The sequence below is a fragment of the Vibrio sp. GLN_1 genome (genome assembly GCF_043106015.1).
Taxonomy (GTDB): Bacteria; Pseudomonadota; Gammaproteobacteria; order Enterobacterales; family Vibrionaceae; genus Vibrio; species Vibrio parahaemolyticus.
In genome coordinates, this window is the sequence record NZ_JBICMD010000017.1 from 300,471 (window position 1) to 324,223 (window position 23,753).

Sequence of the window (23,753 nt, forward strand, 5' to 3'; positions counted from 1 at the left end):
AGACGTTATGCTTTAACAGCTGGTTTAACGATCACGTTGCCGCCAGTTGCGCCTGGGACTGCACCTTTAATAAGAAGCAGGTTGCGCTCAGCGTCAACACGTACGATCTCTAGGTTTTGAGTCGTTACACGCTCAGCACCCATGTGACCTGCCATTTTCTTGCCTTTAAATACGCGACCTGGAGTCTGACATTGACCGATAGAACCAGGAGCACGGTGAGACAATGAGTTACCGTGAGTCATATCTTGAGTACGGAAGTTCCAACGCTTAACAGCGCCTTGGAAACCTTTACCCTTAGATGTACCAGTAACGTCTACTTTCTTAGTTTCGTTGAATAGTTCAACAGTTAGTTCAGCACCAACTTCGAACTCTTCGCCGTTTTCTAAACGGAATTCCCAAAGACCGCGACCAGCTTCAACGCCAGCTTTAGCAAAGTGACCTGCTTCAGCTTTGTTTACGCGGTTAGCTTTCTTAGAACCAGCTGTAACCTGAATTGCAGCGTAGCCATCAGTTTCAAGAGTTTTCACTTGAGAAACACGGTTAGCTTCAACTTCAACAACAGTTACTGGGATAGAAACGCCTTCTTCAGTAAATACGCGGGTCATGCCCACTTTACGACCGATTAGACCAATCATACTTCTAATCTCCCTTAACCTAGGCTAATTTGAACGTCAACGCCCGCAGCAAGGTCTAGACGCATTAGAGCATCAACAGTTTTGTCTGTTGGCTCAACGATGTCGATTAGACGCTTGTGAGTACGGATTTCGTACTGGTCACGTGCTTTCTTGTTAACGTGTGGAGAGATAAGAACTGTGAAACGCTCTTTACGAGTTGGTAGTGGGATTGGACCACGAACCTGTGCGCCAGTGCGCTTAGCTGTTTCAACGATTTCCGCTGTAGAAGCATCGATTAGTTTGTAATCGAAAGCTTTTAGGCGGATACGGATACGTTGGTTCTGCATGAGACAGAGCTCCAATTTTAAAAATTACACAAACAATATCGCCACTCAAACTCGTCAAGACGAGAGAATGCCGATTGATTTATGTGAAACCGTAGCATCCAAGATTAGGACGCATTGTCAGTTAATTTTCGATTAACAATCCCTACGTGCCAAAGTCACCTTTGGGGATAGTTTTTCCGAAGAAAAGATAGCTAATTGTATTAACCGCGAACATAAGCTGAGTCTACATTACCTAACAGTCCTAGAAGGAAGTTAGCTCCTCACTGCTCATTGGTTCACAACTGGCTTAACCAGTGCGACGTATTATACAGATCACACTTTAGGTTGCAAGGGCTGAATGAAAAATAATCGAAACTATTTTTAACTTGCTGTTTTATGGTCACCTGCAAAATGGGCCATAAACAAAAAGGACGCCGAAGCGTCCTTTTCTAAACTGTAATCGTAATAGCAGTTGCTATTATTTCTTACCGCTTGATAGTGCACCGAAACGCTTGTTGAAGCGATCAACACGGCCGCCTGTATCAACGATACGTTGCTTACCAGTGTAGAATGGGTGACACTTGTCACATACGTCTAGGTGGATAGACTCTTTACCTAGAGTAGAGTTGAACTCGAAAGAGTTGCCGCAAGAACAAGTAGCGTTTACTGCTTTGTATTCTGGGTGGATACCAGCTTTCATGGGATAACCTCAATAGTAGGCCGTGTCGCTATACGAATCTAAGCCGCACACCACACGCAATTAATAATAAAATGGGATACCGCACCAACCAATTGCTGAAGCCATATCTCAAGGCGCGATATAGTAATGAATCCCCTAGATAGGATCAATACGTATGGCAATTTTTTCGCCACTTTTTTCACCAATCCGGTGATATTAGTATATTTCCGAACACACTCTGTAGGTTGACTCGTATTCCTGGGGCGATTTTAATAAACTCTACAGTCCTTTCTTCTTTTATATAGCTACGAATCTATGCGTCCATCCATTGCTAGAGTGGCACTGCCCGTACCTCTCGACAAACAATTTGACTATGCCATCCCAGGATACCTGTTTCCTATCATTGGCGGGCGCGTATCCGTACCTTTTGGACGTCAAACGTTAGTTGGCATCGTCACCGCGATGGTTAATCACTCGGACTTTCCCCAAGATCAACTCAAGCCAATCAAAGCAGTTCTTGATTCTCAGCCGGTATGGTCTGAAAAGCTTTATTCGTTGCTGACTTGGTGCAGCCAGTTCTACCAATACCCACTTGGAGATACGCTACACAATGCGATGCCAGCAGCTCTGCGTAAAGGAAAGCCTGCAGATTTTGCGACGCTACAAGAGTGGCAAATTACCGAATCCGGTAAAGACAAGCTGATGCAAGGGCTTGATCGTCGAGCGGTCAAACAACAGAAGGTCTTGCAAATGTTGGTTAACGGCGCTTTGCCTCACCAGGAATTTGTCGACCAAGAGATAGCCTCAACAGTACTAAAGTCTTTAGAAGAGAAAGGCTGGATTGAACGTATCGAGAAGAAGCCTGTAATCACCCAGTGGGGACAGCACGTTGAATGCGACGTCGAGAAGCCAAAGCTCAACCACGAACAAGCGCTGGCTATTGCGAGTGTAAATAGCCAAACAGGTTTTGCTTGCTATTTATTAGAGGGCGTCACGGGCTCAGGTAAGACAGAAGTGTACCTTAACCTGATCAAGCCGGTCTTAGAGAAAGGTAAACAAGCTTTGGTTTTAGTACCAGAGATTGGCTTAACACCGCAAACCATCAACCGCTTTAAACGCCGTTTTAATGTGCCAGTTGACGTTATCCACTCCGGATTAAACGAGACGGAGCGTCTGAATGCGTGGCTTTCTGCACGCGACAAAGCGGCCGGAATCATTATCGGCACACGCTCTGCCCTACTCGCGCCTTTTGCTGATCTCGGGATTATCATTGTGGACGAGGAACATGACACCTCTTACAAACAGCAAGATAGCTTGCGTTATCATGCACGCGATGTTGCTGTAATGCGCGCTCATAAAGAACAAGTTCCGATTGTTCTGGGCTCAGCCACACCTGCACTGGAGACATTGCACAATGCCTTGTCAGGCAAGTATCACCATTTAACCCTGACCCAACGCGCAGGCTCTGCGGTTCCTACTACTAATAAAGTGCTCGACGTCAAAGGTCAGTATTTAGAAAGTGGTTTATCTGCCCCATTGATTGCGGAAATGCGCAAACACCTTAAAGCAGGCAATCAGGTGATGCTGTTTCTTAACCGTCGTGGTTTCTCCCCTGCTCTCATGTGTCATGAATGTGGTTGGATTGCCGAATGCAAACGTTGTGATGCTTATTACACCTTCCACCAATACAGCAATGAGATTCGCTGCCACCATTGTGGCTCGCAGCAACCAGTAATTCATCAGTGTCAGGGCTGTGGTTCAACTCAACTGGTTACCGTTGGTGTCGGTACCGAACAGTTAGAACAACAATTGGCACAACTGTTCCCCGAATACAAAGCTATCCGTATCGACAGGGATAGCACGCGCCGCAAAGGTAGCTTAGAAGACGCGTTGGACTCCATCCGCAAGGGTGAATATCAAATTTTAATTGGCACTCAAATGCTAGCTAAGGGACACCATTTCCCCAATGTAACGCTCGTCGCCTTGCTAGATGTTGATGGCTCCCTATATAGTAGCGACTTTCGCGCCTCCGAAAGATTAGCGCAGTTATTCATTCAAGTCGCAGGGCGAGCCGGACGAGCAAGTAAGCCGGGGGAAGTGGTTTTACAGACTCACCATCCTGAGCACAGTTTGTTGCAAGCCTTATTGGAAAAAGACTACCGACACTTCGCTATGACGGCATTAGAGGAACGTAAACTGGCGCAGTTGCCACCGTACAGTTTCCTGACTCTATTTAAAGCCGAAGCGAATCAGAGCGAGATCGTAGAAGATTTTCTGCGCCAAGTTCGCTTTACCTTAGAATCTCACCCTTTGTTTGACGACACCTGCATGGTGCTTGGTCCAACACCATCGCCTCTCGCCAAACGCGCAGGCAAATACCGTTGGCAGCTGTTACTCCAAACCCTGCACCGTTCATTAATGCAAAAGTTATTAACCAGTGCCAAACCTGCTATTGAGTTGTTGCCTAATGCCAAAAAAGTTCGCTGGAATTTAGACATAGAACCACAAGATCTCAGCTAGCAAACGTTTAACTATGTAATGAATTACCTTTTAATGTGATGAGACTCACATCGAGATTGCAATTTTTGTTAAACAGACCGTAACTTTCCCGATAGAAATGAATAGACTATCCAAATTAGCAAAGTCTAAAGTGGGTTTACCCCATAGGCTTAGATTAAAACAATGACTATTCCCAAAATTTGAAGCAGTAGCCAAGCGATGCTTTATCGCCTACTCCCTAAAAATAACCACTAACAACGTGATTAGATAGGCACTGATTACCAGTGATAAAAACCTACGACTTCTGACAGGGAATAACGTCATCTTGGCAAAAATTTGAGAGGTTAAACACTATGGCGACAATGAAGGATGTTGCCCAGCTTGCGGGAGTGTCGACAGCTACGGTATCTCGAGCATTAATGAATCCAGAAAAAGTCTCTTCTTCAACAAGAAAAAGAGTCGAAGATGCCGTGCTTGAAGCGGGCTATTCTCCAAATTCATTAGCGCGTAATCTACGTAGAAACGAATCAAAAACGATTGTTACCATCGTTCCTGACATCTGTGATCCTTACTTTTCTGAAATCATTCGTGGTATCGAAGACGCCGCTATGGAACATGGCTACCTCGTACTGCTCGGTGACAGCGGCCAGCAGAAAAAGCGTGAAAGCTCATTTGTGAATCTAGTGTTCACCAAACAAGCCGATGGCATGTTACTGCTTGGCACCGACCTGCCATTTGATGTCAGCAAGCCAGAACAGAAAAACCTGCCACCAATGGTCATGGCTTGTGAGTTTGCGCCAGAGCTAGAATTACCAACCGTGCACATTGACAACCTAACGTCTGCTTTTGAAGCGGTCAATTACCTAACTCAGCTTGGCCATAAACGCATAGCACAAATTTCAGGGCCAGACACAGCGGTGTTGTGTCAGTTCCGCCAGCAAGGTTATCAACAAGCCTTGCGTCGCGCGGGGATCAGTAAAGACCCACAATACAGCGTTATCACTGAGTTTTCTTTTGACGGCGGCGCGAAAGCTGTACGTAAGTTGCTAGAACTTCCAGAGCCACCAACTGCGATTTTCTGCCACTGTGACACCATGGCAATCGGCGCAATCCAAGAAGCGAAACGACTCGGTCTGCGCGTTCCGCAAGATCTGTCAGTGGTTGGTTTCGATGATATCAACTTTGCTCAATACTGCGATCCACCGTTAACAACCATTTCTCAACCTCGTTATGAAATTGGCCGCCAAGCGATGCTTATGATGCTCGAACTCCTTAAAGGCCATGACGTTCATTCAGGTTCACGCTTACTAGAAACTAAGCTTGTTGTCCGTGGTAGCGCAGCGCCACCGCAACGCGCCTAAGCGCTCGGTAGTCCAACGCGACCTATCATGTAAACTAACGATAAGCGGTGCCCATTGGTGCCGCTTTTTGTCTTCTCTATCTGATACGTAGCTATCAAGATTACATCAATAGGGTGTTTTCTCGACCCGTTCTGGATTAACATATTTGGAAGAATCCTTGATGACCAGAAGTAACCGTGGCAAACAGAGATTATGTGAGACGGGGGCGAGGCGCTCCAAAAAAGTCGACAAAAAAACAACCTCCCAAAAGAAAACCTTGGCGTAGTGGTCTACTTGCAATCTTGCTTGTGGGCGGTTTTGGTTATGGTCTGTATTTATTAAGTAACGATCCAGAACCGAAACCACCCGTGGTGCAACAACCTACCACGACCGTCAGTAAGCCAAAGCCGAAAAAGGATTTGCCACCACCACCTGAAGAGAAGTGGGAATACGTCGAATCTTTACCCAAGCGAGAAGTGGAAGTCGTCGCTAAAGAAATCGAAGTATCTAAAATCCCATACGTAATGCAGTGTGGCGCTTACAAAACCCAAGCGCAGGCCGAAGAGCGAAAGCTGGCTATTGCTTTCCAAGGTCTTTCGAGCAAAATTCGTAAGAAAGAAGGCAGCTCTTGGTATCGTGTTGTACTTGGCCCGTACAAGTTCAAACGCGATGCAGAGAAAGATCGCCACAAGTTGCAACGCGCGAAAATCGAACCGTGCGCAATTTGGAAAGAAAACTTCTAATCTCACAAAGACCAACCGCATTCGCTGTTGGTCTTTTTTATTCCTCGCGTGTTATTGGCATCATCAGCGTTAGCAAATGTGAAAAACGCCCTCCCCTTGAATCCCAAGTTCCTCTCCCCCATATACTGAATTAAATCCAAAGAGAAATAATTAAGAGGTCGACTGTGACTACCATTGTATCTGTACGTCGAAATAACAAAGTCGTCATCGCGGGTGATGGCCAAGTATCTCTAGGCAATACCGTCATGAAAGGTAACGCGCGCAAAGTTCGCCGCCTATACAACAATAAAGTGCTTGCTGGCTTTGCTGGCGGTACAGCGGACGCCTTCACCCTATTTGAACGCTTTGAAAGCAAACTACAAATGCACCAGGGCCACCTGACGAAAGCAGCAGTAGAACTGGCAAAAGACTGGCGCAGCGACCGAGCTCTTCGCAAATTAGAAGCGTTGCTTGCTGTTGCAGACGAAACAGCATCACTCATCATCACTGGTAACGGCGATGTCGTTCAGCCAGAAAATGATTTGATTGCAATTGGTTCTGGTGGTGCATACGCACAAGCAGCCGCAACTGCACTTTTAGAAAATACTGACTTAGATGCACGTGAAATCGCGGAAAAGGCACTGAACATCGCTGGTGATATCTGTGTATTCACCAACCATCACCACACCGTAGAAGAGCTAGACTCAACTGCAGAGCCTGAAACCCCAGCCGCGTAATCGTAACGAAGTAAGGAAAGAATATGTCTGAAATGACCCCTCGCGAAATCGTTCATGAACTGAACCGTCACATCATTGGTCAAGACAAAGCAAAACGTTCGGTTGCGATTGCCCTTCGTAACCGCTGGCGTCGCATGCAGCTAGAAGAAAGCTTGCGCGCCGAAGTCACACCGAAGAACATTCTGATGATTGGTCCAACTGGTGTTGGTAAGACAGAGATCGCTCGTCGTCTTGCTAAACTAGCCAATGCGCCATTCATCAAAGTCGAAGCAACAAAGTTCACCGAGGTGGGTTACGTTGGTAAAGAAGTTGAAACCATCATTCGTGACCTGACTGATGTCGCTGTGAAGATGACCCACCAACAAGCGATGGAAAAAGTAAAATTCCGCGCGGAAGAGCAAGCTGAAGAGCGCATTCTCGATGCACTACTGCCACCAGCACGCGATAGCTGGGGTCAAGTCGAGCAGAAAGAAGACACCTCAAACACTCGCCAAATCTTCCGTAAAAAACTGCGTGAAGGTCAGCTAGACGATAAAGAGATTGAAATCGATGTAGCAGCGCCTCAAATGGGTGTGGAGATCATGGCACCTCCAGGTATGGAAGAAATGACCAACCAGCTACAAGGTATGTTCCAAAACCTTGCCGGCGACACCAAGAAAAAGCGTAAGCTGAAAATCAAAGACGCGATGAAAGCGCTGGCAGAAGAAGAAGCTGCAAAACTTGTAAACCAAGAAGAGCTAAAAGAAGCCGCGATTTTCAACGTAGAAAACAACGGTATTGTTTTCATTGATGAAATCGACAAGATTTGTAAACGCGGTGAAAGCTCTGGCCCGGACGTGTCTCGTGAAGGTGTGCAACGTGACTTACTTCCTCTGATTGAAGGCAGTACCGTTTCGACAAAACACGGCATGGTAAAAACAGACCACATTCTGTTTGTTGCATCCGGTGCATTCCAAGTTGCCAAGCCATCTGATCTCATTCCAGAACTGCAAGGCCGTCTACCAATCCGCGTGGAACTGGAAGCTCTAAGCAGTGACGACTTCAAACGCATTCTGACCGAACCTAAAGCGTCATTGACTGAGCAATACATCGCGTTGATGAAGACAGAAGATGTAGACATTGAATTTACTGAAGACGGTATCACGCAAATTGCAGAAGCCGCATGGACAGTAAATGAAACCACCGAAAACATCGGTGCTCGTCGTCTGCATACCGTTATGGAAAGTCTGATGGACGAAATCTCTTACGATGCAGCAGAGCAATCTGGTGCTAAGTTTGTGATTGACGCAGCCTACGTGCAAGCTCGTCTGGGCGATACAATTGAGGATGAAGATCTAAGCCGCTTTATTCTGTAAACTCAGATTTCACCTTGATTTTAAAGGCTATCTCGAAAGAGGTAGCCTTTTTGTTTTCCGGGCATTTGCGTAAAGATTATTCTCAGATACGTACCAACAGTCATGCCTGCCTTGTTTTAGGTCAATAGCGTATCTGCTGCTTTGTGCTTATACTGGGCACATTGGTTACTAGCACGAAATTTCCATGAAACAATCTTTGCAGATCTGGCTTGAAGCCGCTCGCCCTAAAACATTGCCTCTCGCTCTGGTGTCTATTTTAACTGGTAGCGTACTTGCATACTCAGCCGGTCATTTCTCTTTGACCATCGCAATCATGGCCTTTGCTACGGCAACCTTATTGCAGATTCTATCGAACTTAGCCAACGACTATGGCGATGCAGTAAAAGGCACCGACAATGAAAACCGTTTAGGTCCACAGCGTGCGATGCAGACCGGTGCCGTTAGTGCCAAACAGATGAAACAGGCGATCATTTTTAATATCGTGCTTACCGCCATCTCAGGCTTGGTTTTGGTGTTTTACGCGCTGAGCTCGCCAGAAAGCATCATCACCTTCATCGGTTTGGGTATTCTTGCCATTATCGCGGCGATTGCTTACACGATGGGCAGTAAGCCCTACGGTTATGTCGGCTTAGGCGATATCTCCGTATTCCTGTTCTTTGGTCTGCTAGGCGTATCTGGTACATACTTTCTGCATACAGGGCATGTAGACACCACTCTATTCTTACCAGCTCTGGGCTGTGGTTTACTCGCGGTAGCGGTACTGAACATCAACAACATGCGTGATATCGAGAACGATCGCGAATGTGGAAAGCGCACAGTCGCCGTCCGTTTGGGTCAACACAAAGCCAAGCAGTACCACTTTATCTTGCTTGGTGGTGCTATTTTAGCGTTTGCGGCTTACTTGTTAATTCAAGACAAACCTCTGTGGATGAGCCTACCCTTCTTGTTGAGCGTTTATGTCGTCATTCATCATGGTAAGGCCGTTTGGGATACAGAAAAACCTGCACAAATCGCTCCAATGCTGCCAGTTATCGTAAAATGCTCATTAGTCACTAACGTTTTGTTTGCAACAATTGTGGTAGCTCAAACTCTGGTAAGTTAAAAAAGGATTGTCATTGCATTGACTTAATGCCTAGATATACTCAAAGACAACCAGTTTCTGTTTAGAAAGGTACGCTATGGAATACAATACCTCAGCACTCTGCGATATCTACCTTGATCAGGTCGATGTGGTTGAACCAATGTTCAGTAATTTTGGCGGACGCGCGTCATTTGCCGGGCAAATCACCACCATTAAGTGTTTTGAAGACAACTCACTGATCCGCGAAACCTTAGAGCAAGATGGTCTTGGGCGTGTGTTGTTGATTGACGGTGGCGGTTCCTTACGTAAAGCGCTCATCGATGCAGAAATAGCTGCGATTGCAGAAGAAAACGAGTGGGAAGGCATTGTCGTTTACGGTTGTGTCCGTGAAGTCGATGAACTAGAAGACATGAACCTCGGCATTCAAGCTTTGGCATCGATTCCTGTTGGCGCGGCGAACCAGGGCATTGGTGAGCTAGATGTACCCGTAAACTTCGGCGGCGTTAGCTTCCTTCCAGAAGATTACATCTACGCCGACAACACTGGCATCATCCTATCTCCAGAGCCACTTAATATTGACCTTGAGTTAGATGATACGGTCGAAGAGTAGTTTCCAGTAGCCAGTCACTTTTCGTTGACTAAAGCGCGGCTCATACCCAAATACACAAACACCCGCCGAAGCGGGTGTTTTTAATTCTGGATGAAGAAGTTGAATTATTCCACTTCGTCCATTTTGCCAAGTAGTGCACGAATGCGCTCTTGCCACTGTGCGTGCTCTTGCTGAGCTTGCTGAGCTTTTTGCTCTAGATCTTCACGTTGAGAACGAAGCTCGTTTGCTTCTGCTTCTAATTTTACTTTGTCTTCTTTCAGCTCTTCAACTTCCATCTGAAGAAGAGTGATTGTGTCAACTGCAGTTTGAATTTTAGATTCTAGTTGTTCTAGTACTTCAAAAGACATCTTGGCCTACCTATGTTATTCCGTTGGGACGATGCACGAGATTGGCGTGCAGCTTACCTATATAAGGTCATTCTACTCAGCGTCGCGATGAGAAACACTCACTATATTCGATATTTCGCATCATTCGGTTAAAAAATCGGCGCAATCTCACTAAACGCTGACTTTTCTTATCGGCGAAGCATTTTTGTGCAAGGTATTTACGCATCTCCGCGACAAAAATCACCCAAGTATTGATCAAATTCAACTTAGTTAAAGTAAAAGCTCAGCAAAAAGGCAAACGTTTAACTGCCGTTGTGATAGAATCGCCGCGCAAATTCCTCTTCCCTATTGCTTACTTGGAGACATCATGAAACGCGATTTAGCAATGGCATTTTCTCGTGTAACTGAAGGTGCAGCACTCGCTGGTTACAAATGGCTTGGCCGTGGTGACAAAAACGCAGCCGATGGCGCTGCTGTTGAAGTTATGCGCACTCTACTGAACAAAACAGACATCAGTGGTGAAATTGTCATTGGTGAAGGTGAAATCGATGATGCTCCAATGCTATACATCGGTGAGAAAGTTGGTCTAGGTGGCGATGAAGTGGATATCGCTGTTGACCCTATTGAAGGCACACGCATGACCGCAATGGGTCAATCGAACGCATTGGCAGTGCTTGCCGCGGGTGAAAAAGGCAGCTTTTTAAAAGCACCTGACATGTACATGGAAAAATTGGTTGTTGGCCCAGGTGCGAAAGGCGTGATCGATCTAGAAAAGCCGTTGAAAGAAAACCTAGAAAACGTTGCTGGTGCGCTAAATAAAACGCTGGACACTCTGGTTGTCATCACTCTAGCAAAACCTCGCCACGATGATGTGATAGCAGAAATGCAATCGATGGGTGTGCGTGTCTTCGCGGTGCCAGATGGCGACGTTGCAGCTTCCATCCTAACGTGTATGCCAGATAGTGAAGTGGACCTCATGTACTGCATTGGCGGTGCACCAGAGGGGGTGGTATCCGCAGCGGTGATTCGCGCACTTGATGGTGACATGCATGGCCGCCTTCTACCTCGCCACGAAGTGAAAGGCGACACAGAAGAAAACCGTATTTACGGTGCGGCTGAACTACAACGTTGTGAAGAAATGGGCGTAAAAGCCAACGTCGTCCTAAAAATGGAAGACATGGCGCGCAGCGACAACGTCGTCTTCTCAGCAACAGGCATTACAAAAGGTGACTTGCTAGAGGGGATTTCTCGCCAAGGTAATATTGCGACAACAGAGACGCTACTCGTGCGAGGCCGTTGCCGTACCATTCGCCGCATCAAGTCGACCCATTACTTAGAGCGCAAAGATCCAGAAGTTCGCGATATCATTCTGTAATTTTTAGGTTCAGCATCGCAGAGGGTTGGCAAAGTGCCGACCCTTTTTGTTTTTGGCTCACCAAATCCCCACTCAAGTTAAGTCAACACTTTTCTTTACTAAGCCTATCGCGCATAATGTGTACGGAAATACAAATGGTGGGAATATGAAGACCGTAGATAGGATATTGCAAATCGTTAAGCGTGACGGGTCTGTCACTGCAAAACAACTCTCTTCTGAGCTTGGGATGACAACCATGGGTGCTCGCCAGCACCTGCAAGGTTTAGAAGATGAAGGCATCCTGTCGATTCACGATGTAAAAGTCAAAGTCGGACGCCCTACTCGCCATTGGTCTTTAACCCAGAAGGGACATGAGCAATTCGCCGATCGTCATGGCGAACTCACCATCCAATTTATCGAAGCCGTGGAACACATCTTCGGTAAAGATGGCCTCGACAAAGTTACCTCCGAGCGCGAAAAACTGACTTTACAAAACTATCGCCAGCACCTCGATCAATGTGAGTCTTTAGAAAGCAAACTGGAAACTTTGGTTTTTCTGCGCGAAAAAGAAGGCTACATGGCAGAGCTTGAACAAGATGAGCACGGCTTTATCTTGATCGAGAATCACTGCCCGATTTGTAAAGCCGCCACGCGTTGCCCTAGTTTATGCAAATCGGAACTGAGTGTGTTCCAGTCCTTACTCGGAGACGACACGACCGTCGAGCGTACCGAGCATATCATTAGCGGTCAACGTCGCTGCGTTTACCGAATCCGCGCTTAGATTTCGGCCCTTTCGCTCTCTCTTATAAATGAGACAGGCCAATGATTCATCCTTTACTCTGATTTCTGTGGTGTACGCTTGTAGTATTGAACACGAGTATCCATATGGATTTGGAGAAAGAGATGAGAACTCTACATACTCACACAACGCAAGTATTACCCTCATTTGATGAACTGGTTCAGATGGCCGAAAGCGATCCAGAAGGCTTTGAACAATTTCGCCACGAGATGGCAAAAGAAATGATAGAAAGCGCATCAGAAATGATGCAACCACGCTTATGGGCTCAGCAAAGCCATATTGATCGTGTGATTCGCAACTGTAAAAACCCTCATCACACCAACGTCGTGCTAATGAATGAACTACAAAAACAAGTCACAAAGTTCAGAGAAGCATTACAAGGAAAAGCGACGTCGGTTAAAACAGACAACGTAGTCGCCTTCAACAGAAACGATTTCTACTGATGTGAGAGTCACACCTTAGGCAGACTCCCACATTCATAAATCACTGTGGCTCAGGACCGTATTTATTCGGGCCTGATGTGCCTTTCAAAAAACCACACTCAATCAAAATCCAAAGCCCACAAATTAATGAAATCGAAGCAATGAACAGCTGTGGCGTTGAAGGCTCTTGCGCCATTGGGCTTGTCATCGGCGTTGCGATGCGACCAATCACCAAAGGAATATTCAAGCCTAACCAGTAGATCGACTTGTCGCGGTCATGCCATCTCTTTGTCGTAATAGCCAAATCAGGAATGAGCAGTACCAACAAGAATATTGGCAGTAACAGGTAAGAAAACGCAGGAAACAACTTACTGATACCCGCACCAAAACCTATAATCGAAATGTAGTAAATCACATTCCAAATCCAATAGGTTTTGCGATCGATACGTCCGTGAAACGAAAACAGTAACTCTTTAGTCGACATCAATTTTTATCCAAAAATAGAAAGAATACAGAGTAGCCGAGTCGGGTTAATTTGGGAAGAAACAACAAGTCGTGAACAACGTCGGCCAAGCCTTATGTTCTGTTCACCACTTTTTGAAAGCTGTCCACATCCATATCTCGAATGTTAACCGTTAAACTGTGTACATGACCTGCCTGTTCTTGAAGCACAGCCATTAAAGCTCTTGATAATTCCCGCTTTTGTTCAGGCGTTCGGCTAGACAACAAATCAAAATTGATATGAATAAAATCGAGGCTGTCACCCGCTTCACCAATTAGCCAGTTATGACATCTTAACGTTCTTGATTTCACAGAGGCCAACTCAAAAAGGCCACTCTCTAACGCAGCTTTATGTAAGTCTTCCAGCAAACCTTGTACATTGACCCGCTCTTCCACTGAGTTCGAATACTCTAAAACTAAGTTTGGCATTTTGATTCCTTTCTACAACATAAAAAATTCAGTGCGTAGTAATACCAATCTAGCCAGCAATTTCCGAGGAATGAACTATCATTCTGTCTACGCGATCACCAATCGATTGCTTTTGATAAAAATAACAGAACAACTTCGACTCCAGACGGAGAGAGAAAGCCACATAAGACATGATACCAATCATGATCTGTTCATATTATTCTGTTATATTCCTACGTAGATTTTTTACATTAATAGACTATTTACATTAAAGATAAGGGAGATATTCCTATGCGTCGTCCTGTAGTGATGGGTAACTGGAAACTAAACGGCAGCAAAGCAATGGTAACTGAGCTGCTAACTGGTCTTAACGCTGAGCTTGAAGGCGTTGAAGGTGTTGACGTAGCAGTAGCTCCACCAGCACTTTACATCGACCTAGCTGAGCGTCTAATCGCTGAAGGCGGTAACAAGATCATCCTAGGTGCTCAAAACACTGACCTAAACAACAGCGGTGCGTTCACTGGCGATATGTCTCCAGAAATGCTGAAAGATTTCGGTGCTACTCACATCATCATCGGTCACTCAGAGCGTCGTGAATACCACAACGAATCTGACGAGTTCATCGCTAAGAAATTCAACTTCCTAAAAGAAAACGGCCTAACGCCTGTTTTCTGTATCGGTGAATCTGAAGCTCAAAACGAAGCTGGCGAAACTGAAGCAGTATGTGCACGTCAAATCAACGCAGTTATCGACACTTACGGTGTTGAAGCTCTAAACGGCGCAATCATCGCTTACGAACCAATCTGGGCTATCGGTACTGGTAAAGCAGCAACAGCTGAAGATGCACAACGCATCCATGCTTCTATCCGCGCACTAATCGCAGCGAAAGACGAAGCAGTTGCAGCACAAGTAATCATCCAATACGGCGGTTCTGTTAAGCCAGAAAACGCTGAAGCTTACTTCTCACAACCAGACATCGACGGTGCTCTAGTTGGCGGCGCTTCTCTAGACGCTAAGAGCTTCGCAGCAATCGCTAAAGCAGCGGCAGCAGCTAAAGCTTAATTTCGCTTTTATTAAGCAGAAATAACAAAGGGATGCATCATGCATCCCTTTTTGTTTGTGTTGTACCGTCGGAGTACCTAATAGGAAGTTCCGACTTACGCTGGCTCAGCAATTTTCACGGTTGGCTTTTTCGCGAGCTCCGCGCTGGAATCTTTCTTATAAAGGTTCTCGTAGCAGTAATTTGTGGCTTCAATGTAGCCTTCTACGCTACCGCAATCAAAGCGCTGACCTTTAAATTTGTATGCCAAAACACAACCAGATTGAGCTTGTTGCATCAGCGCATCGGTGATTTGAATCTCACCACCTTTACCTGGCTCTGTATTTTCAATCAGTTCAAAGATATCAGGTGTCAGAATGTAGCGACCAATAATCGCTAGATTGCTAGGTGCAGTGCCTGGCTCTGGCTTTTCAACCATGTTATCAATGCGGAAGATATCATCTTTGATCATCTCGCCAGCAATCACACCGTATTTATGCGTTTCTGATTCCGGAACTTCTTGTACCGCAACGATTGAACAGCGGAACTGTTTGTACAGCTCAACCATTTGCGCTAGAACGCCTTGGTCCTCATTCACACAAAGGTCATCCGCGAGCACAACAGCAAACGGTTCATCACCGACCAGTTCACGTCCCGTAAGAATAGCGTGACCTAAGCCTTTCATTTCACGCTGACGGATGTAAGTGTAACTCGCAGAATCAATCAAAGAACGAATATCATCAAGCAGCGCTTCTTTACTTGTACCGCTAATTTGATGCTCTAGCTCGTAGTTTTTATCAAAGTGATCCATTAACGAGTGCTTACCACGACCCGTGACGATGCACATACCGTCCATGCCGGCTTCAATCGCTTCTTCAACACCGTATTCAATCAATGGCTTGTTCACCACTGGCATCATTTCTTTCGGCATCGACTTAGTTGCAGGAAGGAAACGTGTACCGTAACCCGCCGCTGGGAATAAACATTTTTTAATCATAACCATTACCAACTAAAAAAGGCTCCCTTAAGGGAGCCTATTATATTATTTGAATATAAAGACTAATTAATCGCTACCAAACAGGTCGCGTGTGTAAACTTTATCAGCCACATCAGCTAGTTCCTCAACCATGCGGTTAGAAACAATAACATCAGACATTTGTTTGAACTCTTCAATATCGCGGATAACGGCAGAATGGAAGAACTCATCTTCCTGCAGTACCGGCTCGTAAACCACTACTTCAATACCTTTCGCTTTAATACGTTTCATAATGCCTTGAATAGACGAAGCGCGGAAGTTATCTGAACCAGCTTTCATAATTAAGCGGTAAATGCCCACTACTTTTGGCTGACGTTTGATAATAGAGTCTGCAATAAAATCTTTACGAGTACGGTTTGCATCAACAATTGCACCAATGATGTTATTAGGAACTTCTTGGTAGTTTGCTAACAATTGCTTTGTATCTTTTGGTAAGCAGTAACCACCATAACCGAATGACGGGTTGTTGTAGTGATTGCCAATACGAGGGTCTAAGCCAACACCTTCTATAATTTGGCGAGCATCCAGGTTGTGTGCTTCAGCATACGAATCTAACTCATTGAAATAAGCTACGCGCATCGCGAGGTATGTGTTTGAGAACAACTTAACCGCTTCTGCTTCTGTAGAGTCAGTAAACAAAACCGAGATGTCTTCTTTTACCGCACCTTCAACTAAAAGGTTAGCGAACTTCTCTGCACGTTCGCTACGCTCACCAACGATAATGCGAGACGGGTGGAGGTTATCGTAAAGTGCTTTGCCTTCGCGAAGAAACTCTGGAGAGAACATAACATTCTGACAACCGAGCTCCTCTTTAATACGCGCAGTATAACCCACAGGTACAGTCGACTTAATCACCATAACCGCATCTGGATTAATTGCCATGACATCTTTAATCACTGCTTCAACTGAAGAAGTATTAAAGTAGTTCGTTTGAGGGTCATAATCCGTTGGTGTGGCAATAACAACAAACTCTGCGTCTTTGTAAGCCAGCTCTTTATCTAGCGTCGCGATAAAGTTGAGTTCTTTGTTTGCAAGGAAATGTTCGATTTCCGCATCAACAATTGGAGATTTATTGTCATTCAACAAGTCCACTTTTTCTTGGATGATATCAACCGCCACAACCTCATGGTTTTGTGACAATAACATGGCATTGGACAAACCGACGTAGCCCGTGCCTGCTACAGCAATTTTCATTTTTATTTCCTATTATTTAACTGACGCTAGCATATCAAAACACCGACACTCTCGGTAGAGTACAGTGATTAACTAAAAGCCTAACTAGCAACACAACTTAATTCAATTGAGTACCCAAGTAACGCAAATAAGCATTGCGAATGCGAAGCTTGTTCTGCTCAAAGTACTCTTGACCATAACGGCCTCGGTTAAAGTAGCGGCGAAGCATACTATTATCCATCACGAGTTCATCACCCTGACCTGCTGCCAAATAGTTTGTATCGTTGCCAACTCGTGTCGTAACGTTGAAATCATAAGCCTCGTTACCACGAACCTGTATCACTCCCGGCGACATATCACGCCATGGCGTTAATGGCAGCTTTACCGACACAGTGACAAACTGCTCTTCGTCTGTATTGTTAAACTTTGTCACCTGATAACTTGCGGATACTTCTATGTCTTCAAACCAATGTGATGTCGTGAATTTTGCGCCGACATCCCCCTTCCAAAACTCTCCAGCAGTTGCGTTAAACTGCCAATCCCACTTTGGCATAGAGAATGTGTAACGAGTTAAAAAGGTTTGGCGATCTGGGTTCGCATAACCATTTTTGTCTTTTTCGTCTTGATGCTGGAAATAGCTCATCTCTAGTCCCAACTCATGGTTGCCCGATTGAGAGAACCAAGCTGATTCACTGCGCGCACCGATATAATCCGATTTAACCAAGCCTAGAGATATCTGGTTGGCTATATCGACATATGGTAAATGGAAGAACTGATGCACCATTGCACGATCAATCTTGCTCTCGTACGCGCTATCTTCGAAATACTCGCCCTCTTCAAAATCATCGCTTTCTGCTAAAGGTAAAATATGACGAACATCAATTGCCGCGCCAGACCATAGGTAGGTGTATAAGTTGCTAGACATGGCAAAAGAGTAATCATACACACCGTACTCGGTTGCTACGCCATGCCTTACCATAGGGGAAAATACGATCTGCGAATCTAAAGTGCCTGAATTGACTCGCTCCGTTTTCCAATCAACCATGTCTAATCTTTCCGGCAAATCGCGCGTGATAAACTGAATGTCATCACAAACTGCGCTACCATTGACAAAACTTTGGTAACAGTTAGCGTCAGACAAAACACTTACCACTGGTTTTTGGTTGGCAAGCATCACAAGTTCAAATTGATCCGATGCAGCGCCTATATCTTGCGCCGCATTTTGACCTAAATGGCTCGACACAATTCCCAGAGCCACACCTAATCCATCTGCTTGATTATGGTTGTATCGACGGTTCTCTAAAGCCACCACGACTCTACCATTGACTAACCCCACTTGAACATTAACGAAACCTTCGTTTTTTAACGCACTCACCAAAGTTGAGATCGAAGCATCTTGAAACTTTTTCTGTTCTACAAAAAGCTTATCTCTCAAAGACATATCGTTTTGAGAAAAGCTAACTGAGCGTGTGTAATCAGATATCAGAGGGATTGAAAAAGCGGCATTCCATACATTTTTAGTATCAGTGTCATGGCCTGAATAGACCTGATAACTAAGAGAAGCTGTTATATCATACGGGAGCAGCTCTTTTGGCGTAAAAATTTTTACTGAAGAATTAAACTCTTCTGAGTCATACTCACCTACCAACTGAATAAAATTGAATGGTTGGTACTCAACACCACCAAATGGGCCATCCATAACACCAAGCGGAATATCTGACTGACCATACCCCAACGACATTCGAACTGGAGCAAAATCGAAAGAGTAGTCAGCAACTATATAATTCGTATTAAAGTAGTTTAACTCTCCTCCAAGATCTTGCACGCCAACTGCCAACTTGAGTTTATTAAAATCTTGAAAAAAAGGAAGTTGATACTTAAAAGAGGCTGATAGGTCTCTAACACTCCCCACAACAAACCCATTAGAACTATAGTCCTCAGTCACGATTCGGCCTTGTGCCTCTAACCCTTCGATTAGTCCGAGAGAAAACGTTAAAGACTCTATATCAGAGACGTTATTCCTAAGCGGTAACCCATGTGCAAAGTCAAAGCCAAAGCTCCCGTAGTTTTGAACTTGGGCATTGGGTATAAAAGTCAAACCAGTAAAACTTTGGTTAGAAGGTAATTCTTTTACTAATATAGCTGGAGTTTCTGCATATGCACATTGAGAGAAAGAAAATAAAGTCCCACTTACCAATGTAGCTGCTATAATTTTATTTATCATTGTTTCATTCAAATATTTCACGTTTTCACTTAAGTAAAGTTACGATTTCAATAGCTTATCTTACTTTTAGCATGTGGTACTTCCAAATTACTTTAATAAAATACCGAGTGGAGCACTAAGCAAGTTCATCGTCCATAATGAGTATCTTTATAAGTTTTAGTTAATATCAATATTTAAGCACTTATAATTTTGGTTAAATCATTAGCCATATATAAACACTGGCATCACCATATGATATGCTTTAATGATACATCTTAGTTGGAATTGTCCTCGTTATTAGTTAACCCCTTATAATAACTAAAGCCTAATAAAGCCCAAAAATAATAAAATATAGGTAAACTATATACCACATTAGCAGAGAGCATGGCGATTAGACTAGCACAGAATGAGTAAAAAACACCCTTCGATAGAGGATCTTTATTAGAAAGATAAAATGTAAACTGTAGTAATCCCCATAAGAAATAAATAAAAAACAGAAAACCCAAAAAGCCGAACTCCAACAAAAATTTAATCCAATCATTATGAGGGTCAAAAGTAATACCAGATTGAGTTGTTAAAGCATCCAAAACCACATAATGCCCTAAACCAGTTCCAAACCAGAAGTGTTCATTAAACCAGTCAGACAATAGCAACCGCCAATGCATCAACCTCCAGTTAAAAGAGTTCCCTACTTTTTCTCCTTGTTCAATATTAATACTTATTCCTGTTTCCACAAATTCAGACACTCTAGCGGAGATAGAAGTATGTTGAAATATATATATACCGATAGGGACAATAATAACAAAAAATAAAGGAATGATAATGATTTTTCGATTAGACTTTACCAAAGACAAGTAACTTATAAATAATATAAGAATAATAGCATTCTTTACTGTTCCTGTAACGAACACAACAAAAACAGACAATAAGAATGCTAACAGGGTCAAATTACTTTTTGATGAATCATAATAAACATAAAATAAAACAGCAAAAAATAGAGCAAAGTTGGCCAAAATATTTATTTTCCCAGCCAACCCGGAATACCTTACCACACCATCAATTTCTTCTGCTCCTAGAGCAAGTACAGGCCCAAGAGCACCAGCAATTAAGTGTATAAATACTGATAAAAAAACGACTACAAAAAACCATTTTCTAACTCTGGGAATAGAGTATGATAGGCAACCGAATATAAATATACATTGACAAGTAACAAGCCTAATATAAGTAGAAACAGACGTAAGTAAAGAATATCCTTGAATAACACCAATAGCAGTAGAAAAAATTAAAAAAATGTTTAAATAAATTAAAACCTTAAAAAGCCCACCTTTATTTAACGTGTTTCTAAAATGGTCACCTCCAACCAAAAACAATATCACAAGAATATCAATTATTAATGGAACAATAATACCAATCGCAACAGAATCATATGATACTAATATAGTTTTTAATAACCATAAAAGAGAGAGCAAACCCCATAAAACTGTTGTCATTTTAACTTCTGCCTTTCTATATACTTAAGGTAAATGAAGTTACAAAACACATCAACAATCCCAGAAAAACTCTGCCGCTGAGCTTTTGAATATATTTCATCATATTTTTTTGGTGCCGACAATATATCAAAATATTCATTAAATATATTTTGATAGAAAAATCTCTCTTTATTAAAATCAGACTTCGTAAATAAATTAGATATCTTGGTCAATGCTTCTGACTCAGAGAGGGTTGAAACAGATCTTTCAGAGAAATTCTTTTCAAATAAAGAACCAAAAGTATTGTCATCAACAAAAATTGGTATATCCAAGTTGGAGACTGGAGCTAGTGTGAGAACACCTAAGCACATGGCTTCCATAGCACCTCGTCCTGTACCAATTGAAAAGTCAAAATCAGGTAACCAGCGTACAGCATCCGTCGTAACTTTTTTATCAGTATGGAAAAATATTCGATCTTGTATAGATAAATAATTACATAAGTCTTTTAATTCACTTAAGACATGCCCATCCTCCAATACACCAACAACATCTACACTAAGATCATATCCTAATTTTTTCAGTTTATAACTTAGATTAATTGCCGATAATATTTTTTTACGATACTTTCTTCCAACTCGGGCAATGCATATTGCCCTTCTTTCAAAGGAACGCTCGAAAAACAAATTATCCTTCGTTCTTCCATTAACAAGAGTCATAATTTCGTTTCTATTGATTCTATTAGGTATCAGATAACTTGAAACGTTCTTATTATGAAAATGCTCTTGGTCTTCTTTTGAAAACACTGATATAGAATAGCACCTTGGATAGTAACGTAAAGGTTTACCTCCACACTTAGTAAGGACTAAAGGATTATTTTTAAAGATAGATACGACTCTAGCAAAGCTAAATGAATGCTCATCAAAACAATGTAATGTATCGTTTACATTTATTATTTTATATAATAAGCTAAAGGCACCATAATATCCATTATCTCTTATTGATATAAAAGTCAGATTATCATATTTCACCCTTGGTTTTGTATGACCAATGATTACTACCTTTGAGTCAACATACTGTTCAGAAAGAGCTTTTAAACTATAATAGTGTCCTCCAATTCCCTGGTCCATAGTGAAAGCTAAAAATGTCAACATTGTTTATATAACTCCATTATTTTTCCAGATATTATCTTATTTGAATAAGTGTTTAAAAATACACTTTCTGTCTCATCACTTTTCATGCCTTCCAATTCATAAGCTTTTAATACTTCACCAACCTTAATTATCATTTCTTCTTTTGAATTAACCACATAAACTCCTGTACAAATATGGCTTAACCTCTCGACATCACCTACATTTCGGCTAATTACAGGCAATCCGGATGCATAGGCCTCCTTAACAACTTGTGGTGAGCCTTCTCTATCCGATGTGAGAAGCATTAAAGATGAAATACTATACAATTCCTTGACTTCTTTCCTCGACAAGTTTTCAAGTGCTCTATATTTAACATTGTGGGATTTTGATATATTAGTAAATACATCTAGAAAATAGTCAAAGTTCTTCTCAGGCCTATCAGGGCTACTGGGAAATATAATAATTTTTTCGTTAGTTTGTATGTTCCTGTTGTTAGGATTGAAAAAATCAGTATCTACACCACATGGTATAACAGAAAGCTTATTTGAGCTTTCTGTTAGCTTATTAGTTAGAACACCGTTTAATTCATCACTAACTGCAATTGATTTATTAGAAAGATAAAACGCTAACTGGCTGATTAGCTTTACTAAGCTTGAACCACCTAAAACATCTGAGCCATGAAATGTAACAATTACTTTAATACCTTTAAGTTTAATAATTGGCAGTAGAAGTAAAACAGGGAAAAACGATAGTCCATAGTGTATATGAATAATGCTAGGATTATATTTAAATATTTTTTTAACAAGAGGAAAAATATTAAATATATACTTTCTAAAAAAACCAAATTTAGGTTTATCCAAGTTGAATACATCAACGTTTAAACCATGAAACCTTATTAAGCTTTCAACTTGTTCCTTTACAAATATACCTTTATTTCCTCTTGAGTCTGGATACATGTTAGTTATTACTAATATTTTCATTTACCATACCAATTTAGAAATAATTTCATCTGTAGAGAAAAACTCTTCTTTATTATATTTGCTAGGATTCCAAGAATTGGCCATAGCCTTATTAATAGCACTTTTAAGTTCTAACAAGTCATAACAAACCACAGCATAATTTTTCTTATCAAAATATCCAGCCAAATCTAATTGATGTTTATCTGAACGCTCTAAGTTAGGTACAACAATAAATCTTTTTCCTAATTCGGCCAACTTATAACATGTGCCAGCCCCAGCATGACAAATCACTAAGTCCGCAGTATTATATAGTTCATTAATATCACTAACGAAAGAATTGAACTCTATAGATTGAACATTATTATTGGCATCATATCCCGGCGCCTGGATAACAGCCTTCCAATTATTTCTAACAATTATATCCTTACAATGTTCGACCAAAGATGGAAATGGAGTTGTACCTACCGTAACAAATATGTTAAAGCCTTCCACAATATTTAGCCCTCGGGTATAATTCAGATAATGATTCATTCTGAATATAAAAGTCTGTTGATAAATAGTACATCAAGCCACCTGCCATTGACTTAGTTGTAAATCTAGACCATGTTTCTATATGAATAACTTTTTTCCCAAATAGCCTAAAGACTAAAGCTGGGATAACAGCGATACCTGGACCACATGATATTATCCCTGTTGTATTATTTTTCCTAACAAGATACCAAGAAATTTTAATATTTTTTATAGATGCATTAATCATATTCATTAATTTCGCATCATATTTATCTCGAACTTCAGTAGCCAAATAACATTTATCAAAAATATCAACACTAATGTTTTCCGAATCAGTAAAGGCAAAAAATTTTAGTCTATCATCTCGTTCTTTTAATTTTTTTACGAGGCGTAGTGCTTGAGCTTCATGTCCACCTTTACCAAAACAAACTATCACTCGACCTTTCTTTTCCAAAACAAAA

Annotated in this window: 25 protein-coding genes; 11 read left to right on the forward strand and 14 right to left on the reverse strand. The window is 42.5% G+C overall.

Annotated elements, in window-relative coordinates; all coding sequences use genetic code 11:
- Nucleotides 1-5: 5 nt before the first annotated feature.
- The 3 genes from rplC to rpmE form a co-directional block, all read right to left on the reverse strand.
- Nucleotides 6-635: a 50S ribosomal protein L3 gene (gene rplC, locus ACF8OV_RS09750; protein WP_005456132.1), complete on the reverse strand. Its 630-nt coding sequence runs from the start codon at nucleotides 633-635 to the stop codon at nucleotides 6-8.
- Between the two features lie 14 nt (nucleotides 636-649).
- A complete protein-coding gene (gene rpsJ, locus ACF8OV_RS09755; RefSeq protein ID WP_004410492.1) occupies nucleotides 650-961 on the reverse strand; it encodes a 30S ribosomal protein S10 in 312 nt (103 codons plus the stop codon).
- 457 nt (nucleotides 962-1,418) lie between these two features.
- Nucleotides 1,419-1,640: a 50S ribosomal protein L31 gene (gene rpmE / locus ACF8OV_RS09760; RefSeq protein ID WP_005457203.1), complete on the reverse strand. Its 222-nt coding sequence runs from the start codon at nucleotides 1,638-1,640 to the stop codon at nucleotides 1,419-1,421.
- A 294-nt stretch (nucleotides 1,641-1,934) separates the two neighbouring features.
- Here rpmE and priA point away from each other — a divergent pair, with 294 nt between their 5' ends.
- The 7 genes from priA (at nucleotide 1,935) to rraA (ending at nucleotide 9,963) form a co-directional block, all read left to right on the forward strand.
- Nucleotides 1,935-4,139, forward strand: coding sequence for a primosomal protein N' (gene priA / locus ACF8OV_RS09765; protein WP_392404351.1), 2,205 nt, complete (start codon nucleotides 1,935-1,937; stop codon nucleotides 4,137-4,139).
- A 293-nt stretch (nucleotides 4,140-4,432) separates the two neighbouring features.
- On the forward strand, nucleotides 4,433-5,479 hold the full coding sequence (gene cytR, locus ACF8OV_RS09770) for a DNA-binding transcriptional regulator CytR (protein ID WP_254894148.1): 1,047 nt from the start codon (nucleotides 4,433-4,435) through the stop codon (nucleotides 5,477-5,479).
- A 176-nt stretch (nucleotides 5,480-5,655) separates the two neighbouring features.
- Entirely contained in the window at nucleotides 5,656-6,201 is a 546-nt protein-coding gene (ftsN, locus tag ACF8OV_RS09775) for a cell division protein FtsN (RefSeq protein ID WP_005481405.1), read from the forward strand.
- Nucleotides 6,202-6,365: 164 nt separating this feature from the next.
- Nucleotides 6,366-6,917 (forward strand): ATP-dependent protease subunit HslV, encoded by a 552-nt coding sequence (hslV, locus tag ACF8OV_RS09780; protein WP_005489705.1) that lies wholly within the window; start codon nucleotides 6,366-6,368, stop codon nucleotides 6,915-6,917.
- Nucleotides 6,918-6,940: 23 nt separating this feature from the next.
- Nucleotides 6,941-8,272: an HslU--HslV peptidase ATPase subunit gene (gene hslU / locus ACF8OV_RS09785; protein WP_203504585.1), complete on the forward strand. Its 1,332-nt coding sequence runs from the start codon at nucleotides 6,941-6,943 to the stop codon at nucleotides 8,270-8,272.
- Nucleotides 8,273-8,456: 184 nt separating this feature from the next.
- Nucleotides 8,457-9,374: a 1,4-dihydroxy-2-naphthoate polyprenyltransferase gene (locus ACF8OV_RS09790; RefSeq protein WP_017449001.1), complete on the forward strand. Its 918-nt coding sequence runs from the start codon at nucleotides 8,457-8,459 to the stop codon at nucleotides 9,372-9,374.
- A gap of 76 nt (nucleotides 9,375-9,450) precedes the next feature.
- Complete coding sequence (rraA, locus tag ACF8OV_RS09795) at nucleotides 9,451-9,963, forward strand: ribonuclease E activity regulator RraA (protein ID WP_005457192.1); 513 nt, start codon at nucleotides 9,451-9,453, stop codon at nucleotides 9,961-9,963.
- 104 nt (nucleotides 9,964-10,067) lie between these two features.
- Here rraA and zapB read toward each other — a convergent pair whose 3' ends face one another.
- Entirely contained in the window at nucleotides 10,068-10,310 is a 243-nt protein-coding gene (zapB, locus tag ACF8OV_RS09800) for a cell division protein ZapB (protein ID WP_005481417.1), read from the reverse strand.
- Nucleotides 10,311-10,656: 346 nt separating this feature from the next.
- Here zapB and glpX point away from each other — a divergent pair, with 346 nt between their 5' ends.
- From glpX to ACF8OV_RS09815, 3 genes are all read left to right on the forward strand, one after another.
- Entirely contained in the window at nucleotides 10,657-11,664 is a 1,008-nt protein-coding gene (gene glpX, locus ACF8OV_RS09805; RefSeq protein WP_020904309.1) for a class II fructose-bisphosphatase, read from the forward strand.
- A 145-nt stretch (nucleotides 11,665-11,809) separates the two neighbouring features.
- Complete coding sequence (locus ACF8OV_RS09810) at nucleotides 11,810-12,424, forward strand: metalloregulator ArsR/SmtB family transcription factor (RefSeq protein WP_005484031.1); 615 nt, start codon at nucleotides 11,810-11,812, stop codon at nucleotides 12,422-12,424.
- A gap of 104 nt (nucleotides 12,425-12,528) precedes the next feature.
- Entirely contained in the window at nucleotides 12,529-12,885 is a 357-nt protein-coding gene (locus ACF8OV_RS09815) for a DUF3135 domain-containing protein (protein WP_169566920.1), read from the forward strand.
- A gap of 40 nt (nucleotides 12,886-12,925) precedes the next feature.
- On the opposite strand, the gene ACF8OV_RS09820 is transcribed toward ACF8OV_RS09815, so the two are convergent.
- Both ACF8OV_RS09820 and ACF8OV_RS09825 read right to left on the reverse strand, forming a co-directional pair.
- On the reverse strand, nucleotides 12,926-13,348 hold the full coding sequence (locus tag ACF8OV_RS09820) for a DUF805 domain-containing protein (RefSeq protein ID WP_005458874.1): 423 nt from the start codon (nucleotides 13,346-13,348) through the stop codon (nucleotides 12,926-12,928).
- Between the two features lie 92 nt (nucleotides 13,349-13,440).
- Entirely contained in the window at nucleotides 13,441-13,794 is a 354-nt protein-coding gene (locus tag ACF8OV_RS09825; protein WP_392404352.1) for a 5-carboxymethyl-2-hydroxymuconate Delta-isomerase, read from the reverse strand.
- 270 nt (nucleotides 13,795-14,064) lie between these two features.
- Here ACF8OV_RS09825 and tpiA point away from each other — a divergent pair, with 270 nt between their 5' ends.
- Nucleotides 14,065-14,835 carry a triose-phosphate isomerase gene (gene tpiA, locus ACF8OV_RS09830; protein ID WP_005466271.1) on the forward strand — a complete coding sequence of 257 codons (771 nt, stop codon included), beginning with the start codon at nucleotides 14,065-14,067 and terminating at the stop codon, nucleotides 14,833-14,835.
- A gap of 95 nt (nucleotides 14,836-14,930) precedes the next feature.
- Here the strand turns inward: tpiA and galU are convergent, their stop codons facing one another.
- From galU to pssD, 8 genes are all read right to left on the reverse strand, one after another.
- Complete coding sequence (gene galU, locus ACF8OV_RS09835; RefSeq protein ID WP_021487153.1) at nucleotides 14,931-15,809, reverse strand: UTP--glucose-1-phosphate uridylyltransferase GalU; 879 nt, start codon at nucleotides 15,807-15,809, stop codon at nucleotides 14,931-14,933.
- Nucleotides 15,810-15,875: 66 nt separating this feature from the next.
- A complete protein-coding gene (locus ACF8OV_RS09840) occupies nucleotides 15,876-17,042 on the reverse strand; it encodes a nucleotide sugar dehydrogenase (RefSeq protein ID WP_141179788.1) in 1,167 nt (388 codons plus the stop codon).
- A 97-nt stretch (nucleotides 17,043-17,139) separates the two neighbouring features.
- Entirely contained in the window at nucleotides 17,140-19,245 is a 2,106-nt protein-coding gene (locus ACF8OV_RS09845) for a YjbH domain-containing protein (protein WP_392404357.1), read from the reverse strand.
- Between the two features lie 254 nt (nucleotides 19,246-19,499).
- Nucleotides 19,500-20,714 (reverse strand): O-antigen ligase family protein, encoded by a 1,215-nt coding sequence (locus ACF8OV_RS09850; protein ID WP_392404353.1) that lies wholly within the window; start codon nucleotides 20,712-20,714, stop codon nucleotides 19,500-19,502.
- Nucleotides 20,711-21,844, reverse strand: a complete 1,134-nt coding sequence (locus ACF8OV_RS09855; protein ID WP_153645874.1) for a hypothetical protein — start codon at nucleotides 21,842-21,844, stop codon at nucleotides 20,711-20,713. The genes ACF8OV_RS09850 and ACF8OV_RS09855 overlap by 4 nt, the downstream gene beginning before the upstream one ends.
- Nucleotides 21,838-22,803, reverse strand: coding sequence for a glycosyltransferase family 4 protein (locus tag ACF8OV_RS09860; protein ID WP_392404354.1), 966 nt, complete (start codon nucleotides 22,801-22,803; stop codon nucleotides 21,838-21,840). Before ACF8OV_RS09860 ends, ACF8OV_RS09855 begins: the two co-directional genes overlap by 7 nt.
- Complete coding sequence (pssE, locus tag ACF8OV_RS09865) at nucleotides 22,804-23,274, reverse strand: PssE/Cps14G family polysaccharide biosynthesis glycosyltransferase (RefSeq protein ID WP_194831719.1); 471 nt, start codon at nucleotides 23,272-23,274, stop codon at nucleotides 22,804-22,806.
- Nucleotides 23,261-23,746, reverse strand: a complete 486-nt coding sequence (pssD, locus tag ACF8OV_RS09870; protein ID WP_392404355.1) for a PssD/Cps14F family polysaccharide biosynthesis glycosyltransferase — start codon at nucleotides 23,744-23,746, stop codon at nucleotides 23,261-23,263. The genes pssE and pssD overlap by 14 nt, the downstream gene beginning before the upstream one ends.
- Between the last annotated feature and the right edge of the window lie 7 nt (nucleotides 23,747-23,753).

What these genes read in the sequence shown, in the direction of transcription:
- rplC (WP_005456132.1), bottom strand. Translation starts at nt 635, where the DNA reads ATGATTGGTCTAATCGGTCGTAAAGTGGGCATGACCCGCGTATTTACT.
- rpsJ (WP_004410492.1), bottom strand. Translation starts at nt 961, where the DNA reads ATGCAGAACCAACGTATCCGTATCCGCCTAAAAGCTTTCGATTACAAA.
- rpmE (WP_005457203.1), bottom strand. Translation starts at nt 1,640, where the DNA reads ATGAAAGCTGGTATCCACCCAGAATACAAAGCAGTAAACGCTACTTGT.
- priA (WP_392404351.1), top strand. Translation starts at nt 1,935, where the DNA reads ATGCGTCCATCCATTGCTAGAGTGGCACTGCCCGTACCTCTCGACAAA.
- hslU (WP_203504585.1), top strand. Translation starts at nt 6,941, where the DNA reads ATGTCTGAAATGACCCCTCGCGAAATCGTTCATGAACTGAACCGTCAC.
- ACF8OV_RS09790 (WP_017449001.1), top strand. Translation starts at nt 8,457, where the DNA reads ATGAAACAATCTTTGCAGATCTGGCTTGAAGCCGCTCGCCCTAAAACA.
- rraA (WP_005457192.1), top strand. Translation starts at nt 9,451, where the DNA reads ATGGAATACAATACCTCAGCACTCTGCGATATCTACCTTGATCAGGTC.
- zapB (WP_005481417.1), bottom strand. Translation starts at nt 10,310, where the DNA reads ATGTCTTTTGAAGTACTAGAACAACTAGAATCTAAAATTCAAACTGCA.
- glpX (WP_020904309.1), top strand. Translation starts at nt 10,657, where the DNA reads ATGAAACGCGATTTAGCAATGGCATTTTCTCGTGTAACTGAAGGTGCA.
- ACF8OV_RS09810 (WP_005484031.1), top strand. Translation starts at nt 11,810, where the DNA reads ATGAAGACCGTAGATAGGATATTGCAAATCGTTAAGCGTGACGGGTCT.
- ACF8OV_RS09815 (WP_169566920.1), top strand. Translation starts at nt 12,529, where the DNA reads ATGGATTTGGAGAAAGAGATGAGAACTCTACATACTCACACAACGCAA.
- ACF8OV_RS09820 (WP_005458874.1), bottom strand. Translation starts at nt 13,348, where the DNA reads ATGTCGACTAAAGAGTTACTGTTTTCGTTTCACGGACGTATCGATCGC.
- ACF8OV_RS09825 (WP_392404352.1), bottom strand. Translation starts at nt 13,794, where the DNA reads ATGCCAAACTTAGTTTTAGAGTATTCGAACTCAGTGGAAGAGCGGGTC.
- tpiA (WP_005466271.1), top strand. Translation starts at nt 14,065, where the DNA reads ATGCGTCGTCCTGTAGTGATGGGTAACTGGAAACTAAACGGCAGCAAA.
- galU (WP_021487153.1), bottom strand. Translation starts at nt 15,809, where the DNA reads ATGATTAAAAAATGTTTATTCCCAGCGGCGGGTTACGGTACACGTTTC.
- ACF8OV_RS09840 (WP_141179788.1), bottom strand. Translation starts at nt 17,042, where the DNA reads ATGAAAATTGCTGTAGCAGGCACGGGCTACGTCGGTTTGTCCAATGCC.
- ACF8OV_RS09845 (WP_392404357.1), bottom strand. Translation starts at nt 19,245, where the DNA reads ATGATAAATAAAATTATAGCAGCTACATTGGTAAGTGGGACTTTATTT.
- ACF8OV_RS09850 (WP_392404353.1), bottom strand. Translation starts at nt 20,714, where the DNA reads ATGACAACAGTTTTATGGGGTTTGCTCTCTCTTTTATGGTTATTAAAA.
- ACF8OV_RS09855 (WP_153645874.1), bottom strand. Translation starts at nt 21,844, where the DNA reads ATGTTGACATTTTTAGCTTTCACTATGGACCAGGGAATTGGAGGACAC.
- ACF8OV_RS09860 (WP_392404354.1), bottom strand. Translation starts at nt 22,803, where the DNA reads ATGAAAATATTAGTAATAACTAACATGTATCCAGACTCAAGAGGAAAT.